General features: G+C 70.6%; 13 protein-coding genes and 2 pseudogenes. 10 read left to right on the top strand and 5 right to left on the bottom strand.

Features of this window, described 5'->3' with window-relative positions; genetic code table 11:
* Nucleotides 1-70 precede the first annotated feature (70 nt).
* Nucleotides 71-685 (bottom strand): annotated as a pseudogene (locus AB0H84_RS49275) (transposase); the annotation flags it as partial.
* A gap of 323 nt (nt 686-1,008) precedes the next feature.
* Between AB0H84_RS49275 and AB0H84_RS49270 the strand changes: the two are divergent.
* On the top strand, nt 1,009-2,625 hold the full coding sequence (locus tag AB0H84_RS49270) for an NAD(P)H-dependent oxidoreductase subunit E (RefSeq protein ID WP_357620618.1): 1,617 nt from the start codon (nt 1,009-1,011) through the stop codon (nt 2,623-2,625).
* Complete coding sequence (gene fdhF, locus AB0H84_RS49265; RefSeq protein WP_357620616.1) at nt 2,622-5,297, top strand: formate dehydrogenase subunit alpha; 2,676 nt, start codon at nt 2,622-2,624, stop codon at nt 5,295-5,297. Before AB0H84_RS49270 ends, fdhF begins: the two co-directional genes overlap by 4 nt.
* Here the strand turns inward: fdhF and AB0H84_RS49260 are convergent.
* Both AB0H84_RS49260 and AB0H84_RS49255 read right to left on the bottom strand, forming a co-directional pair.
* Nucleotides 5,292-6,131, bottom strand: a complete 840-nt coding sequence (locus tag AB0H84_RS49260; RefSeq protein WP_357620614.1) for a universal stress protein — start codon at nt 6,129-6,131, stop codon at nt 5,292-5,294. The two genes, fdhF and AB0H84_RS49260, sit on opposite strands and share 6 nt — an antisense overlap.
* A 192-nt stretch (nt 6,132-6,323) precedes the next feature.
* Complete coding sequence (locus tag AB0H84_RS49255; RefSeq protein WP_357620612.1) at nt 6,324-7,022, bottom strand: universal stress protein; 699 nt, start codon at nt 7,020-7,022, stop codon at nt 6,324-6,326.
* Nucleotides 7,023-7,301: 279 nt separating this feature from the next.
* On the opposite strand from AB0H84_RS49255, the gene AB0H84_RS49250 reads away from it, so the two are divergent.
* The 3 genes from AB0H84_RS49250 to AB0H84_RS49240 all read left to right on the top strand — a co-directional run bounded on the left by AB0H84_RS49250 (nt 7,302) and on the right by AB0H84_RS49240 (nt 12,145).
* Nucleotides 7,302-9,893 carry a GNAT family N-acetyltransferase gene (locus AB0H84_RS49250; protein ID WP_357620610.1) on the top strand — a complete coding sequence of 864 codons (2,592 nt, stop codon included), beginning with the start codon at nt 7,302-7,304 and terminating at the stop codon, nt 9,891-9,893.
* Between the two features lie 220 nt (nt 9,894-10,113).
* A complete protein-coding gene (locus AB0H84_RS49245; protein ID WP_357620609.1) occupies nt 10,114-11,019 on the top strand; it encodes a cation-transporting P-type ATPase in 906 nt (301 codons plus the stop codon).
* Nucleotides 10,994-12,145, top strand: coding sequence for an HAD-IC family P-type ATPase (locus tag AB0H84_RS49240; RefSeq protein WP_357620607.1), 1,152 nt, complete (start codon nt 10,994-10,996; stop codon nt 12,143-12,145). Before AB0H84_RS49245 ends, AB0H84_RS49240 begins: the two co-directional genes overlap by 26 nt.
* A 43-nt stretch (nt 12,146-12,188) precedes the next feature.
* Here AB0H84_RS49240 and AB0H84_RS49235 read toward each other — a convergent pair whose 3' ends face one another.
* Complete coding sequence (locus AB0H84_RS49235; protein WP_357620605.1) at nt 12,189-12,695, bottom strand: hypothetical protein; 507 nt, start codon at nt 12,693-12,695, stop codon at nt 12,189-12,191.
* Nucleotides 12,696-13,001: 306 nt separating this feature from the next.
* Between AB0H84_RS49235 and AB0H84_RS49230 the strand changes: the two genes are divergently transcribed.
* Nucleotides 13,002-13,856 (top strand): universal stress protein, encoded by an 855-nt coding sequence (locus AB0H84_RS49230; RefSeq protein ID WP_357620603.1) that lies wholly within the window; start codon nt 13,002-13,004, stop codon nt 13,854-13,856.
* On the opposite strand, the gene AB0H84_RS49225 is transcribed toward AB0H84_RS49230, so the two are convergent.
* Nucleotides 13,853-14,050, bottom strand: a complete 198-nt coding sequence (locus tag AB0H84_RS49225) for a hypothetical protein (protein ID WP_357620601.1) — start codon at nt 14,048-14,050, stop codon at nt 13,853-13,855. The two genes, AB0H84_RS49230 and AB0H84_RS49225, sit on opposite strands and share 4 nt — an antisense overlap.
* Nucleotides 14,051-14,073: 23 nt before the next feature.
* On the opposite strand from AB0H84_RS49225, the pseudogene AB0H84_RS49220 reads away from it, so the two are divergent.
* The 4 genes and pseudogenes from AB0H84_RS49220 to AB0H84_RS49205 form a co-directional block, all read left to right on the top strand.
* Nucleotides 14,074-14,388 (top strand): annotated as a pseudogene (locus AB0H84_RS49220) (DUF6192 family protein); the annotation flags it as partial.
* A gap of 19 nt (nt 14,389-14,407) precedes the next feature.
* A complete protein-coding gene (locus AB0H84_RS49215; protein WP_357620599.1) occupies nt 14,408-14,623 on the top strand; it encodes a hypothetical protein in 216 nt (71 codons plus the stop codon).
* A 28-nt stretch (nt 14,624-14,651) separates the two neighbouring features.
* Entirely contained in the window at nt 14,652-14,810 is a 159-nt protein-coding gene (locus tag AB0H84_RS49210; protein WP_357620597.1) for a hypothetical protein, read from the top strand.
* A gap of 100 nt (nt 14,811-14,910) precedes the next feature.
* The gene (locus AB0H84_RS49205; RefSeq protein WP_357620596.1) at nt 14,911-15,501 is read left to right on the top strand and encodes a transposase; all 591 of its coding nucleotides are present in this window, start codon (nt 14,911-14,913) and stop codon (nt 15,499-15,501) included.
* Nucleotides 15,502-15,526 lie beyond the last annotated feature (25 nt).

The following is a 15,526-nucleotide window of genomic DNA, read 5'->3' as shown; positions in this document are numbered from 1 at the left end:
CATGCGCCAGATGCACGGCCGGGCTGGCTTCACGCTGCTCCGCCACCGCATTCTCTTGCCTAGCTCTCCGTCACCACCGAATCTGAGACAGAGCCCAGTCAGTGGTGTATCTCGATCTTGTTTGATTAGCGGGGGTCGGGGTCAGGCGGCCTTCGAAGGTGATGGCGAAGGCGTTCAGTGCGGCTTTCCAGCAGGTGATCCAGCGTTTGCGGCCCTTGCCGGTCGGGTCCAGGCTCATGATCGCCAGGTAGGCGCACTTGAGCGCGGCCTGCTCGTTCGGGAAGTGGCCGCGCGCCTTGACCGCCCGCCGGATCCGCGCATTCACGGACTCGATGGCGTTGGTCGAGCAGATGACCCGGCGGATCTCGGTGTCGAAGTTGAGGAAGGGCACGAACTCGGCCCAGGCGTCCTCCCACAGCTTCACGATCGCTGGATACTTGCCGCCCCAGAGCTCGGCGAACTCCATGAAGCGCTCGAGCGCGGCCGACTCGGTCGGGGCGGTGTAGACCTGCTTGAGGGCCTTGGCGATGGCGTCCCAGTGCTGGCGAGCGGCGTAGCGGAAGCTCGCACGCAACAAGTGGACGACACACGTCTGCACGAGCGCCTGGAGCCAGACACTCTCGATGGCCTGCGGCAGCCCCTTCAGCCCGTCGCAGATCACCATCAGCGCATCACCGACGCCACGGAAGACGAGGCCGGACACGCCCGCGCCTTCCAGCAGGCGCTGGATCGGATGTCCTGAGCAGCCTCTTGGCACGGGCTCATCCGAGAGAAAGTGACAAGGCTGCCGGGGCTCCTGGCCCGGTCATCCCAAAAGACTCGAATGGAAGCAAAAGTCCGTCGCGTTTAACCCCGCCATGGCAGAGGCCGACGCACGTGCCGGGGTAGATCCGCAGGTAGGAGTATGTGCGTGCGTGTCCGATAATGAAGAAGCGGGCATGAAGGAATTCGTGAAGCGATCCTTTTGATGCATTTCGCGCCCTAGCTGAGCGGCGCGGGCGGTCAGGTGTGCGCCTGATCGAGGCTCTTGCCCAAAGTGCCGCGGAGCGTGCGGAAAAGCCTGAGAGCTGGGCGCCGGAGGTGGCCAGGCGGTTCGGGTTGCCCGCGGCGGCCGGGTTGGGGCCCGCCACCTTCTACGCGGACCTGGCCGTCCCACACGGGCGGCGCCACGTGCGGGTCTGCGCCGCGACGGCGTGCTTCGCGGCGCAGGGCGGCCGGCATCTACCGGCGATCCAGGACGTGCTCGGTGTCACGGCCGATGGCGACCTCAATCGTGAGGCTGACGTCTCGTTGCAGACCGTTCGCTGCCTGGGCTACTGCTATGCCGGGCCGGCCTGCCTGGACGGTGAGACTCCATGCGTCGGCCCGGACGTGGCCGACCAGGTGGCTGGTCGCGTGCCGTCGCACGCCCCGCCGATCCCGGTGGTTGATGCCACCGGCGACCCGGTGGTGCTGGCGGGGATCGTGGCGGGTGAGGTCGCGTGGCGGACGTGGGTGGAGACCGTCGGCCGGCGCACGCCGGAGCACGTCCAGTCCCAGGTCGCCGCCTCCGGGTTGCGTGGCCGGGGCGGCGCGGGCTTTCCCGTGGCGGCCAAGTGGGCGGCGGCGGGCGGCTCGCCGGAAACCGTGGTGATAGCCAACGGAGACGAGGGCGATCCTGGCTCGTACGCCGACCGGCTGCTGATGGAGGCCGATCCGGCGCGGGTGCTGGAGGGGCTGGCGCTGGCCTGCTTCGCCTGCGGGGCTCGCCGTGGTCTGGTGCTGGTGCGTTCGGAGTATCCGCTTGCGCTGGCGGCGATGCGGCAGGCCGTGGAGCAGGCGCGCGCGGACGGCCACCTCGGTCGGCACGTGCACGGTAGCGACGTGGACCTGGATGTGGAGGTGGTGGCGGGCGCCGGTTCCTATGTCGCGGGGGAGGAGACGGCGCTGATCGCGGGACTGGAAGGCGGTCGTGGGTGTGCGCGGGCGCGTCCTCCGTATCCGACCAGCCAGGGTCTGTGGGATGCGCCGACCGTGGTCAACAACGTCGAGACGTTGGCCGCGGTGCCCTGGGTCGTCGGTCGCGGGGGTGATGCCTACGCCCGCCGCGGCACGCCCGGCGAGACGGGCACAAAGCTGGTCTGCCTGTCGGAGCGGTTCGCCCGGCCGGGCTGTTACGAGGTCGAGCTGGGTGTGCCGGTTCGGTGGATCGTCACCGAGCTGGGCGGTGGCCTGCGGGAGGGGGGCGAGCTCGGCGTGTTGCAGGTCGGCGGTCCACTGGGCGGGTTCCTCTCAGAAGAGGATCTTGACGTGCCGCTCACCGAGGCAGGGCTGGCGGGCTACGGCGCCGCGCTCGGCCATGCTGGGCTGGTGGCGGTCGAGCGGCGGCTGGAGCCGCTGGATGTGCTGCGGCACGTGTGGGCGTTCGCCGCGGCTGAGAGCTGCGGCGCCTGCTCGCCCTGCCGGGTCGGCTCCCGGCGGGGGCTTGAGCAGGCCAGGGCCGGAGCCCCGCCCGGTGACGCTTATGTCCGCATGCTGAACGTGATGGGCGTGGCCAGTCTCTGCGCGTTCGGTCGCCGGCTGCCGCCTGCCGTGCGGAGCCTGGCCCGCGCCTACGGGGACCGCCTTCGGGGGTGGGGCGGATGAGGCTCACGGTGGACGGCGCCCTCGTCGATCTCGCGGAGGAGGCGACGGTGCTGTCCGCGGTGCGGGTCGCCGGCGTCGAACTGCCTACGCTCTGCCATGACGACCGGCTGACACCCGTGGGCTCCTGCCGGACCTGCCTGGTACGCCTCGACGGGCGCGTGGTAGCCGCCTGCGTGACCCCCGCGGTGGACGGCGCCGAGGTGCGCGTCGAGGAGGAGGAGCTGAGCCGGTTGCGCCACGACGCCGTGGAGATGATCGTCTCGGCGCTCCCGCCTTATGCCCTGGAAGGGGACGGCGAACTGTCGCGGGTGTGCCGCTCGCTGGGAATCGGGCCGCAAACCGCTCAAGGCGGTGCGGGAAGGGGCCGGGACCACACGCATCCGTTCGTTCATCTGGACCGGGATCTGTGCATCGCCTGCGGTCGCTGCGTGCGCATGTGCGCCGAGGTCCAGGGCACGTTCGCGCTCACGCTGGTGGGACGCGGCTCGGAGACCGTGGTCGCACCGGGCACGGGTGGTCCGTGGGTGGACTCGGACTGCGTCGCGTGCGGAGGGTGCGTGGATACCTGCCCCACGGGCGCTCTCACCGAGCCGGGGCTGCCGATCGGGACTTACCTGGCCGCGCTCACCCGCACGCGTACCACCTGCGGATACTGCGGCGTCGGCTGTGCCCTAGGCGTGCTGACCCGTGACGGCGAGGTCGCCGGGGTGCGGCCGGCCAAGGACGGCCCGGTCAACCGGGGACACGCGTGCGTCAAGGGCCGCTTCGCCCACGGATTCCTGCACTCTCCGGAGCGGCTCACGCAGCCCCTGATGCGTGGCCGTTCCGGACTGGAACCGGTGAGCTGGGACGAGGCCCTCGACCACATCGCTCGCGGGCTTCGTGCCGCCGTGGCGGAGGCGGGCCCCGACGCGGTGGCGGCGATCTCCTCGGCCCGGGCCACCAACGAGGAGAACTACCTGATCCAGAAGTTCATGAGGGTGGTCATCGGCACCAACAACGTCGACAACTGCTCCCGGCTCTGCCACTCGCCGTCGGCCGCCGGATTGACCGCCGCGGTCGGCCTGTCGGGCGGCACCGACGTCTTCGAGGATGTGGAGCAGGCCGACTGCCTGCTCGTGGTGGGCGCGAACCCGATCGACGCGCATCCGGTCGTCGGGGCGCGGCTGCTGCAGCAGGTGCTGCACGGCGCGCGGCTGGTCGTCGCCGACCCGCGCGCCGTCGGGCTCGCCTGCCACGCCGACGTCCATCTGCGGCCCCGCCCGGGCACCAACGTCGCCCTGTTCAACGGGCTCGCGCACGTCCTGCTGGCCGACGGCCTCATCGACGAGGAGTTCCTGCGCCTGCGGGCCAGCGGGTTGCCGAAGCTCACCGCCGTCCTCGGCGACTACGCGCCTGACCGGGTGGCCGGCATCACTGGCGTGCCCGCGGCGGATCTGGTGGCGGCGGCGCGACTCTACGGGCAGGCCGAGCGACCCGCCATTGTCTACGGGCTGGGCGTGACCGAGCACCTCCACGGCACGGACGGCGTCCGCACCCTGGCGAACCTGGCGATCCTGCGTGGCGCGGTCGGCACCGACCACGGGTTCGGTGTGAACCCGCTCAGAGGCCAGAACAACGTTCAAGGGGCCTCCGACATGGGCGCTCTGCCCGACCTGCTGCCCGGTTACGGCAAGGTCGGCGATCCCGCGGTGCGCGGCCGGGCCGAACAGGTGTGGGGTACCCGGGTGCCGGACCACGACGGCCTGCGCATCCCGCAGATGTTCGCGGCGGTACGCTCGGGGGCTCTGCGGGTCCTGTGGGTCGTCGGGGAGGACGTGTGCGCCACCGATCCCGACGCAAACCGGGTCGTCGAGGCGTTGGAGACCTGTCCGCTCGTCATCAGCCAGGAGCTCTTCCTCTCCGAGACCGCCCGCCACGCCGACGTGGTCCTGCCGGCCGCCTCCTGGCTGGAGAAGGATGGCACCTTTGTCAACTTCGACCGCAGGTTCCAGCGAGTACGCCCCGCTCTCGCCCCGCCCGGCCAGGCACGGACCGACTTCGCCATCGTCCACGCGATCGCCGCGGCCTACGGCGCGGACCTGGGCTGCCCGACACCGGCCGAGGCGCTCGCCGAATGCGGGCGAGTGGCGCCGGTCTTCGCCGGGATCTCCCACCAGCGGCTGGACCGCGAAGGCGCCATCCCGTGGCCGTGTCCCGACCCCGGCCGTCCCGGAGAGGCCAAGCTTTACCTGGACCGGTTCGCCACCCCGGACGGCCTGGCGCACCTCGCGGCTCGCCCCTACCTGCCACCGGGCGAGAGCCCCGATGACGACTACCCGCTGATCCTGATCACGGGCCGCCGATGGGCGCACTACAACTCCGGCAACATGACCCGGCGATCCGGAAACATCGAGCTCGACCCCTCGGACCGGCTCGACATCCACCCCGCGGATGCCGCCCGCCACGCCGTTCGCGACGGCGGCGCGGTGCTCGTCGAAAGCCGGCACGGCCAAGCCATGCTGCCGGCCCGCGTCACCGACGAGATCCCACCGGGCCAGCTCTTCTGCAGCTTCCACTTCCCCGCCAGCCTCGCGAACGCCCTGACCTCCGATCATGCCGACACGGTGACCTCATGCCCCGAGTACAAGGTCACCGCCGTACGCCTTCGTGTCATTCAAGAGTCCTCATGACTCCTCGCCGCGTGGCCGCACGACCGCGACAGGGCAGGCGGCACGGTGCAGGACGCCGTGACTCACCGAGCCGAGCACCGCAGAGGCGAAACCGCCCAGCCCACGCGAACCGACCACGACCAGGTCCGCCGTAGTGGAGGCCTTGCTGAGGGCGGGTACCGGATGCTCAGCCACCTGATGGTCTGTGATCTCGATGTCGGGGTGTTCCTGTCGCCAGCGGCTCACCCGCTCCTGTGCAGTGCGGGACTCCTCCCGGAAAGCGTCCTCCAGTAGCAGGCCGTAGTCCGGGGCGTAGGCCGAGACGATCGGCGCCTGCCAGGCGTAAATGACGAGCAGCCGTGCGTGGCGGGCGCGAGCCTGCTCGATGGCGTACGCCATGGCTTCCCGTGCGCATTCGGAGCCGTCGTCACCGACCACGATCTGGTTGTGCAGGGCGACGGCTGGTGCGCGGACGATGACGGCCGGCCCAGCGGCGTGCCCCGCGACCGCCATGCCTACCGAGCCGAGCACCAGCCCGGCGAATCCCCCCAATCCCCGGCTACCCAGCACCAGGGACTCGGCCGACGCCGACTGGGCGATCAGCGCTTCGACGACGTTGCCCTCGAGCAGTTCGGTGCTCACCTCGACATCCCCGCTCACCGCGCGAGCGCTGTCGGCACCGGCTTCCAGCGTGCCGAGGCAGTACTTCCTGCCGTCGATGCCACGAGGCCACTGTTCGCACACGTGGACGACCTTCAGCGGCAGCCGTCTGCGCCGGGCATCGGCCGCGGCCCACTCGATCGCCGCCCTCGATGCCTCGGAGCCGTCCACGCCGACCACGATCGGTCCGGCCATCACCGGCCTCCTTCACAACGCTCCTCCTTCAGCTTCCCGAAACGGACATTTGCGCACATCAAAGCATGCGCCCTTCCGTGTGGAATACGGTCGCGAGTGGATCGGTGCGCTCCCGGTGACGCGGCGTCCGGTACGGGTCCTGGCCGCGGACGAGGAGACCATCCGGCCTCGGTGGGTGTCTGGGAATCAGCCTCAGGACACCACTGCGACAGGGCAGGGGGCGTGCTGGGTGAGGAAGTCCGCCGCACCGAACCACGCGGCGCGCTTGCGGCCGACGACCATGAGCGTCGCGTGATCACGAGGCTCGCCCGGTTGGATGCGGACTTCCGGGTGTCGTTCCGCCCACCCGGTCAGGTCCGCCGAGGCGGACACCGGTACCTGGCGCAAGGCCGCCTCGCCGAACGCGAATTCCAGGACGGAGGCGTCGGGCTCCTTGTCGGCCACGACGATCGGCCCCGGGTGTGTCGCGGCGGGCAGGGGTCCCGGGCCGCGTACGATGATCACAGGGCAGCCGGCGTGGGCGGCGACGTATCCGGCGACCGAGCCGACGACGGCTCTGGGCAGCGCGCTCAGCCCGCGGGAGCCCGCCACGACGAGCGTGGCATTGTCGGAAAGCTCAACCAGGCGCTGCGCGGCGGGGCCTTCGTACAGGTCGGTTTCGACGCTTACGCCGGAACTCGTGGAGCGGGCGCAGTCGGCGCCGTGCCACAGCACGTGCTCGGCCGCTTTGCGCAGGTGTGCCTTGGCGTCCTCGCCGGCTTCGCCGTAGGGCCATTGCCGGGCGTGGGCGACGGTCAGGGGCAGGTTTCGCAGCTCGGCATCGTCCAGCGCCCAGTCCAGGGCCTGGACCGAGAAGTCCGAGCCGTCGTAGCCGAGCACGATGTGGTTCATGTTCGCAGCCCCCTTTCGCGCGCAGAATCACCATCTCCAGTGTCGGAGCGAGCCTGAAGAACGCCCTAGGGGCGGGCGGCCCCACTTGCTGGGATCTTGGTCCCCAGCTCTGGCCGCGGAGCCGCCTCCGCTGGAGAGGCATACGGCGGCGCGCATATGTGCCAGGGACCTTCGACCCTGGCCACAGGGCCGTCCGGCACTGCCGGGCGTACCTGACATGCGGGAGTGTCAAATCTGGACCATACGCGGCTGCGATGCATCTCTGAACGGGAGACCAGCATGCCTGACGGATACGACGTACTGCTGCGCAATGGTGGCATCGCCCACGTGCGTCCGCTGCGCCCCGCAGATCGCGAAGCCCTGCACGAGCTGGTGGACCGGTCATCGGAGCGCTCGGCCTACCTGCGCTTCTTCACCGGCGGCCGCAACACCGCGCACGCCTATGTCGACGGCATCACCGGTGACAGGTACGGCGGCCGCGCGCGGGTGGCCAGCCTGCACGGCCGGCTGGTCGCGGTCGCCGAGTACATCCCGATCGACGACGGCCGAGCCGAGCTGGGCATCCTTCTGGATGACGCCGTGCACGGCCACGGCCTGGGCACGCTGCTGCTGGAGCACCTCGCCGTGGACGCCGCCGAGCATGGCGTACGCGAGCTGGTGGCCGACGTACTGGCCGAGAACCGGCCGATGATCCGGGTGCTGCGCGATGTGGGCCTGACCGTGGCGCAGCACTTCGAGGACGGCACACTGCACGTCAGCATCACCGCCGAGCCCACCCCCAGGCTGCTCGCGGCCATCGAGGCTCGCGACCACGAGGCGGAGCGGGCATCCCTGGCGAGAGTCCTGGCGCCCCGCTCGGTTGCGGTGATCGGTGCCGGCCGTAACGAGCAGGCCGTCGGGCACAAGGTCCTGCGCAACCTCATCGACGGCGGCTTCTGTGGGCCGATCCACCCCGTCAACCCCAACGCCACCGAGGTCGCCGGGCTGGCCTGCCACGCGAAGGTGCCCCACGGCGTGGACCTGGCGGTCGTGGCCGTGCCCGCCCGTCATGTACTGGACGTCGCGCGCGACTGCGCGAGCGCGGGCGTGGCCGGGCTGGTCGTCCTGACGTCGGGGTTCGCGGAGGCCGGGCAGTCGGGCGTGGAGTCGGAGCTGCTGACGCTCTGCCGCAACGCTGGGATGCGGCTCATCGGCCCGAACTGCCTCGGCGTGATCAACACCGGAGCCTGGCTCAACGCCAGCTTCCTGTCGCACAGCCCCACCCGGGGCTGCGTGGCGCTGATGTCGCAGTCAGGCGCCGTCGGCGCGGCGCTGCTGGACCGACTGGACGTCTCGTCGTTCGTCTCGGTCGGCAACAAAGCCGACGTCAGCAGCAACGACCTCCTCGAATACTGGGAGGACGACGACGACACCTGCGTGATCGCGCTGTACCTGGAGTCGTTCGGCAATCCCCGCAAGTTCGCCCGCATCGCCCGCCGGGTCGGCAAACGCAAGCCGATCCTGCTGGTCAAGAGCGGCCGAGGCGAGGCCGGCGGGCGGGCGGTGCGCTCGCACACCGCCGCCGCGGCCACTCCGGACGTGGCGGTGGACGCGCTCACCTGCGCCGCCGGCGTCATCCGGCTCGACACCGTGAACGAGCTGATCGACACCGCCAAACTGCTGGCCACACAGCCCCTCCCTCAGGGCCGTCGGGTGGCCGTCGTCGGCAACTCGGGCGGCCCGCAGGCGATGGCCGCCGACGCCTGCGAGCGCCACGGCCTCGTCGTTCCCGAGCTGCCGCCGGGGTTGCTGAATGCCCGTGCCGCTGCTGCGCTGGGCAACCCGGTCGACCTGACCGCCGACGCCACCGCCGCCGAACTCGGCGGCGCCGTCCACACCCTGGCCGCCTCGCCCGACGTCGACGTGGTCCTTGCCGTCTACACCCCACCGTTCGGCGACGGCCTGGACGCCACCCGCCAGGCCATCGCCGACGCCACCAAGACCGCGGCAAAGACCGTACTGGCCTGCGTCGTCGGCCACGACGACCTGATCGACGGACGCGTGCCCAGCTACGCGTTTCCCGAGCAGGCCGTCCAGGCCCTGGCCCACGTGGTGCGTTACACCGAATGGCGCAGTCGCCCCGTCGAGCCCGTCCCCGTTCCTCCACCGGCTGACGAGAAGGCCGCACGCGAGATCGTTCACGCGAAGTTGGAGGCGCGCCCGGACGGCGGCTGGCTGTCCCCCGTCGATGCCGCCCGGCTGCTCGCCTGCTATGGCGTGACGGTGGTGGAGTCCATCGACGTGGACGGCCCTGAGACGGCCGCCGCGGCGGCTGCCCGTGTGGGACTGCCCGTCGTGCTCAAGGCCACGGGTCCCGTGCACAAGAGCGAGGTCGGCGGGGTCCGGCTCAATCTCCGAACCACGGACGAGGTACGGCAGGCGTACCACGACATGTCGGCGCGCATAGGCGCGGAGATGACCGGCGCGATCGTCCAGCGCATGCTGCCCGGCGGGGTGGAGATCATCGTGGGTGGTGTGAACTACCCGGCGTTCGGGCCACTGGTCATGGTGGGCATGGGCGGGGTGATGGCCGATCTGCTGGCCGACCGGGCCTTCCGGGTGCCGCCCGTCGTCGATGCCATCGACATGATCAACGAGCTGCGCTGTGCTCCGGTGCTGCACGGCTACCGCGGTTCGCCACCCGTCGATGTCCCGGCACTGGCCGATCAGGTCGTACGGATCAGCAGGCTGCTCGAAGACCTGCCGCAGGTGGCCGAGCTCGACCTCAACCCGGTCATCGTCACGCCGGCAAGCACGGCCACAGTGGACGCCCGAATCCGGCTGGCGCCCTGCGAAAAGCCGCCCTCGCTGCTCCTGCGGCGGCTGCGCTGACCATTGCCAGGCCATTCACATGGGTCCGCGGCGGCACCGAGCCTTCTCGCGGGCCCCGGTGCCGCCGAGTCGCGGTCGGTCACTTCTCGATGGCGATCCGCTTGGCCGCCAGATCCGGGAAGCAAGAGGCGTAGTTCCCTGCATACCGAGAACCTTCGTCCATTTGAAAGGGGGCCTTCGGCTCGCGCGTGTCCGCTGTCGCGAATGATCTTGTGGAGGCATGGACGCCACCATGGACGCCCTGACCGGACTGTCCGACGCGGAGGCCGTGCGGCTGCTTGCCGACCACGGCCGTAACGAGCTGCCGGAGCCGCGGCGGCCCTCCCTGCCGCGGCGGGCCGCGCGCCTATTGGCCGACCCGCTGTCGATCCTGTTGCTGTTGGCCGGGTTGGTCACGCTGGTGGTGCTGGGTGAGGTGCCGGAAGGGGCGGCCATCCTGGCCATCCTGGTGGTGAACGTGGTCATCGGGGTGAGCCAGGAGGTCAGAGCCGATCAGGCGGTACGCGCACTGCGGACGCTGACCGCGCCGATGGCCAAGGTCCGCCGCGGTGGTGTGGTTCGGCGGATCCCTGCAGGCGAGGTGGTGCCCGGGGATGTGGTCGAGGTGGCGGCGGGCGATCGGGTTCCCGCCGATGCGCGGGTGGTTGAGGCGTCCTCGGTGGCGATCGCGGCCGTTCCGGAGAGCATGGCGGCGGCGGTCACGACCGCACTGGCGCTGGGTTCGCAGCGCATGGCGCGGCTTGGGGTGATCGTGCGGCGGCTGTCGGCGATCCAGGCGCTGGGCGCCACCACGGTGATCGCCTCGGAAAAGACCGGCACGCTGACCACCGGCCGCCTGACGGTGGCCGACCACGTGGAGATCGCGGGCGCCGATCTGTGGCGAGCGGCGGTGCGCTGCAACGACGCCCGCGACGGGTTGGGCGACGCGGTGGACGTGGCGCTGCTGGCCGCGTCCGCCGATCACGGGATACGGCCGGACGACCCCCGGCTGGCCACCAGGCCCTTCGACGCCGGCACCCGGTCGATGGCCGTGGTCACCGAGGGGCCGGTGCTGACCGTGAAGGGCGCCCCAGAGGTGGTGCTGGCCCGATGCGTGCCGTGTGGAGGCCACCGATCGGCTGGCTGAGGCCGTGCCGATGCTGGCCAGACGCGGGCTGCGGGTGCTGGCGCTGGCCGAAAGCGACACTGATGATCTGGACGCCGTGGGGCTGCGGCCGGTGGGGTTGGTCGGATTGAGCGACGAGAGCCGCGCCTCGGCCCGTCAAGCAGTGGCCGACTGCCGGGCAGGCGGCATTCGAGTGGTCATGGTGACCGGCGATCACGCCGAGACCGCGCGTGCTGTCGCCCAGGAGGTCGGCATCGAGCCGGAACCGGTGGTGACCGGATCCTGCACGGACGGCCAGGATCGTACGGCCCAGTTGCGGAAGGCGGGCGTGCTGGCCCGGGTCGACCCGGCGACCAAGCTGGATCTGGTGCGGGCGCTGCGTGAGGGCGGCGAGGTCGTCGCGATGACCGGTGACGGCGTCAACGACGCCCCGGCCCTGCGCGACGCCGATGTCGGGGTGGCGATGGCAGGGGAGGAGGGCACCGACGTCGCCAGGGAAGCCGCCGCCGTGGTGGTCACCAACGGCGAGCTGGGCACCATCGTGACCGGGATACGTGAAGGCCGTCGCCTCCATCACAATGTCGGCTCGATGATCGGGTATCTGCTGGCAGGCAATCTGGCCGAGATCTTCCTGGTGCTGGTCGGCCTGTTCGCCTGGCCAGACCTGGTCATCCCGCTGCTGCCGGTACACCTGCTCTGGATCAACCTGGCCCTGGACGGCATCCCCGCCATCGCGCTGGGCATTGACCGTGCGTCCGGCGACTCGCTGGAGGGCAGGCCGGCACGGGAGGGGCTGCTATCAGGGCCGGTGCTGGCCCGCATCGGGATCCGTTCACTGATCGTTGGCCTGCTGGTGGCCGCCGCCGTCCAGGTCGCGCGGCGGCTGGGCTGGGACGACGACCAGGTCAGGACCCAGGCGGTGCTGACCCTGGTGTTCGCCCGGCTAACGCTGGCCTACGTGGCGAGGGCGCGCCGCTGGACGTTCGAACACGGCTGGTGGAGCGGCCGTCCTGACCCCACCGTTGTGCGACCTCGCCCGGCGGATCGACCGGGCAGGATCGGCCGTGCCGCCCTGAGATGTGCCCTGCGTACCGACCTGGACATCGTCGCTGTCAATGACATCACCGAAACGGCCGCGCTGGCGTGACATCGCGGCGGCCGGTGCGGAACGGCGGGATGGTTGGGGCGGTCTACGACAAGCGTCGCCACCGCGCGCACGCTTCCTCCCAGGAGGCGTCCCACGCGGCGTACCGACCTCGGTCCAGCAACCATCTGAAGGTACGGAAGCCCAGCATCAGCGTGGCGGCCGCTCCAGCGATGACCAGAAGTGTCGTGGTCACAGCGCCCGCAAGTGTGTCCGTGTGAGTCGTCGGCGGTCTGGTCAGCTTGCCCCGGCCGTCGATCCACACCTTCAGGGAAGCACCTGCCTTGGTCCCGGCGGGCACAGCCACCTGGCCTGTTCTCTGCTCGCCTGACGGAGCCGCCCAGCGCGCGGCAGCGTGTGATTCCGGCGCCACGCCATTGTCGTTACCCACGACACCAACGGTGTCCGGCGCGTTACGCACGAGGGTCGCGGTCACTTCCTGACGGATGCCAGGACCGGCACGCTCGGCCTGAAGGCCGTTCTCGTAGGCCAGCCGCCCCATGGCGACGGCCGGCCAGACACTGAACAGCAGCAGAATCAGCGCTACGGCCACGCCTGCCCCCTCCAACCGGTCGGAGCGACGGCGCAACGGATTCCGCCCTAGCCAGTAGCGGCGTAGGCGAAGTGCCACCCACCGATTCGAGAGTCGCATGATGCACCTCCCCCCTTCAGCTTGTGGCGGGGATGGCGGTGCACGATAGGGACATATGGCCCGGACGATGTGGGGCCTTGGACCTCTTCTCGGTGCGATCGTGACGGGAGAAAGAGGTGGCCTTGAGGGCCTTTGCCGTGGCTTTGCCGCGTTTCGGGCAGGAAGTTCGCACGGCAGGGTTCTCTACGGCAAGCGAAAGGCGCAACCATGAACGACGTCATCGTCGTGGGAACAGACGGTTCGCCGGGCGCGGACGCCGCCCTCGCGTGGGCAGCCGACGACGCGGCACGCAAGGGGCTCCGGCTTGAGCTCGTGCACGTCATCGAGCGTGGCACCTACGACCTTCCGCGTTATCCGATCCCTGGCCTGCTGGAGACGCTTGGAGAGGCCGCCGAGGTGATGCTGGAGGAGAAGGTCCAGACCGTCATGGCCGGATGGCCCGGCGCCGAGGTCGCCACCAGGGTGGTGACCGGATCGGCGGTGGCGGACCTGCGGGTGCGGGCGGAGTCGGCCGCCGAGCTGGTGGTCGGCTCGCGCGGACGGGGCGGGTTCGCGAGCGCGTTGCTCGGTTCGGTGAGCCTGGGGGTGGCGGGCCACGCGCACGGCATAGTCGTCGTGGTACGGGCGGTGGCGGCCGAACGCGGGCAGCTTGTGGTGGGCGTGGACGAGACGGATTCCTGCGAGTCCGCCCTGGCCCATGCCTTCGCCGAGGCTTCTCTGCGTCGGGCGGCGTTGCGCGCCCTCTACGCCTACGCTGTTCCCGTTCATGCGGTCTCGCTCGATCTGGACCGGCTGCAACGAGTCCAGTACGAGTTCCTTCGCGATCGACTCGCCCCTTGGCGGGCCAAGCACCCCGAGGTCGACGTGATCGAGGACATCACCTCCGTTCATCCCGTGGCGGCCATCGCCGAGGCGTCCAAGGACGCCGACCTGGTCGTGGTCGGCAACCGGGGACACGGCGGCATGGCCTCAGCGGTCCTGGGCTCGGTCAGCCATGGCGTGCTCCACTACGCTCACTGCCCGGTCGCCGTCGTCCGCCGCCGAGGCGCACGTGATGTCTAGTGGCCCATCGCCGGCCTCGCCCCCGCAGCGGGGAGCGGCAGGTGCTCGTGGGTGAGGAACCAGCTTGCGGCCAGCACCCACAACGCCGTGAGCACGCCGAGCACGATGGCCGGGACCGGGCCGCCGGGCACCACAGAGCGCCGCCCCGCCGCCGTGGCGACCGATCTGCTGCGCCGCCTGGAGGTCGCCTTCAAGGCGATGACCGACCACCGCCCGGCATCTGGTCAACCGTGCGCAGGTCGACCAGGCTCGGCAGGCCGGCGAGGCGGTCCGGGAGCGCACCCCGGCGCTGCCCCGTATCGAACGCAGCCGCGACCTCATCGAACTGGTCGGCGCGTGCTCGGTGTTCGTGGCCGCGGTGGGCCGGGTGCTGCCCACGCTGCGCGGGCACGCCTTCACCGCCGAGGAGAAGGCCATCGTGGCACGCAATCTCGGCCGGGTACGCGCGACCGCCGACTGGCTGGAGACGGCCGTCGAGTCCGGTGGCGTAAGCCTGGACGAGGGCCTGGCCCGGCTGCTGTGCGGCGAGTAGCGCCATGCCCTCCAGGGGCATGGCCGCCAACGTCTGTGGCGACCAGGTTCGTCTCGCGCTGCTGGAAGCCCGCCCGGCCGGGCTGGCCGCCCGGCAACTGGTCGGCGCCCCCAAACTGAGCCTCTATCAGGTCCGCAAGGGCATCCTCTACATCCGGGAGGTCTCGGCGATGGCCCACTTGACCCCCGCTGATCTGGACGCCGAACGACGGCTACCGCTTCTCCTCCCAACCTGATGACTGGATCGCCTACGAGCGCCCGCGGATGCGCGCCGAGCTGACCCGGATCAGCCGCCTGCTGTCGGCGACGGTCGCACCGCACGCTGCCGCCCGGCCGGAGGAGGAGTGGGTCAACCTGGTACTGGGCCGGCTCAACGTGGTGCAAGCGGCGCTGAGCTTGCTCAACAAGGCCGGACGAGCGTGAGCCGATGCGGCCGCGCCTCTACCCCTCCGACACCAGCGATGAGGAGTGAGCGCTGATCGAGCCTCTCCTACCGGTGCCCGCCTGCCAGACCCGCTGCGTGATGAGCTCCGCCGCGTCATCCGGTTGCGCGCCGGGCGCTGCCCCAACCCGGTCGCTGGCATCATCGACTCCCAGTCGGTGCGCGCTGCCGCCACCGTCACCGGCCGCTCACGGTCCTATGACGCCGGGAAAAGGGGTGCCGGGGAGAAAGCGCCACCTGGTCGTGGACACCATCGGCCTGCCCATGATGGTCATGGTCACGGCCGCCGGACAGCCCGACCGCGACGCTGCCCGGGAACTGCTGGCTCGGCTGCGGATGCTGCACCCACAGCTCACCCTGATCTGGGGCGACAGCGCCTGCGCTGGGAGGCTGGTGGAGTGGGCCCGCCGCTTTCTGCGCCTCACCTTGAAGATCGTGACTGAACGGCCTGGTCAGACGGGGTTCAAAGTGCTCGCGAGGCGTTGGATCGTCGAGAGGTCCCTGTCCTGGCTGATGAACGCTCGTCGTAATGTGGTCGACTTCGAACGCAAACCGTCGCACAGCGAGGCCCACCTGACCGTTGCCGCGATCACGCTCATGACCAGGCGGCTGACCAGGAAGAGGCCATCCGCCTGGACCCGCAAGCCAGCCTCTGCGCCGCAAGCCGCCTGAACGTGTCGCGGGAGCTCCGGGAACT

The organism is Nonomuraea sp. NPDC050786 (assembly GCF_040654115.1).
In the GTDB taxonomy this organism is placed as follows: Bacteria; Actinomycetota; Actinomycetes; order Streptosporangiales; family Streptosporangiaceae; genus Nonomuraea.
This window is presented reverse-complemented; position numbering and strand designations above follow the sequence as displayed.